Below are 1,344 nucleotides of genomic sequence, written 5' to 3' on the forward strand. Positions count from 1 at the left end.
GGAGCCTCCCCCTGATTGGTGGACACGCTGATACTGGATCTGCTTGATCCGGAGGAAGCGAGAAGACCGCCGATGGCGATGAAGGACTATTCGGACGAATTCAAGGCCGATGCCGTGGCCCTGTACAAGTCCACCCCCGGGGCGACCTACAAGAGCATCGCCACTGACCTGGGCATCAACCGGGCGACCCTGCGTGAGTGGGTGCTGCGGGACCGCGAACGCCGTGGCGTCACCGCCGCGGCTGCGCGGCCGGCCGCCCGGCCGGCGGCGGAGGCGTCCGCCGATCCGGATGAACGGGTCCGCCGCCTGGAGGCCCGCGTGGCAGAGCTCGAGGCTAGTGAGCGCAAGCTCGCGACCGAGCGGGACATCCTGCGCAAGGCGGCCAAGTATTTCGCCGGGGAGACGAACTGGTGATGAGCCGCTTCCAGTTCGTTGACGACCACCGGGACACCTACGAGGTGAAGCGGCTCTGCCATGTCCTGGACGTGAACCGGTCCAGCTACTACAAGTGGCTCGCCGGCGCCGGGGCGAGGGCCGCCCGGCAGCGCCAGGACCTGGTCCTGGCCGAGGAGATCCGGCAGGTCCACGGCGAGTCCGGCGGCGCCTACGGCTCCCCGCGGGTGACCGCCGAGCTCCGCGAGAAGGGACACCGGATCAACGAGAAGCGGGTCGCCAGGGTCATGCGGACGTACTCCATCACCGGGGTCCGCCTGCGCAGACGCGTTCGCACGACCGTTCCCGACCCGGCATCCTCACCGGTCGAGGACCTGTTCCAGCGGGATTTCACCGCCGGCGAGCCCGGGCGCAAGTTCATGGGCGACATCACGTATCTCCCGCTCGCGGGAGGGGAGTTCCTCTATCTCGCGACCGTGCTGGACTGCTTCAGCCGCAAGATCGTCGGCTGGTCCATCGCCGACCACATGCGCACCGACCTTGTCGCCGACGCCCTGCGGATGGCCGCCCGCACCCGCGGCTCGCTGGACGGCGCGGTCTTTCACTCCGATCACGGAGCCCAGTACGGATCCAGGGCCTACGCTGGCCTCTGCGACCAGCTCCGGGTGACCCGGTCGATGGGCAAGGTCGGCACCAGCGCCGACAACGCCGCCTGCGAGAGCTTCCACGCCTCCCTGAAACGCGAGACCCTCCAGGGCGCCCCCGATTACGGCGACGCCACCACCTGCAGACGCACAGTCTTCGCCTGGCTGACCCGCTACAACACCCGACGCCGCCACTCCACCAACGGCCACCTCAGCCCCGACGAATACGAACGACGACACCACGCCGCTAAACTCACGCTCGCCGCGTGACCAATAACCGCGTGCCCACCTTCGTGGGGGAAGGCCC

General features: G+C 68.8%; 1 protein-coding gene. It reads left to right on the forward strand.

The window, feature by feature from the left end; translation table 11 throughout:
• Positions 1–72 precede the first annotated feature (72 nt).
• Positions 73–1,307, forward strand: a protein-coding gene (locus AB0J02_RS43600; RefSeq protein WP_363199480.1) for an IS3 family transposase whose coding sequence is annotated in 2 segments (ribosomal slippage) — positions 73–394 and positions 394–1,307 — 1,236 coding nt in all. Because the reading frame shifts where the segments join, the coding sequence is not laid out codon by codon here.
• The last annotated feature ends 37 nt before the right edge of the window (positions 1,308–1,344 follow it).

This window comes from Streptomyces sp. NPDC050264 (assembly GCF_040655895.1).
Classification (GTDB): Bacteria; Actinomycetota; Actinomycetes; order Streptomycetales; family Streptomycetaceae; genus Streptomyces.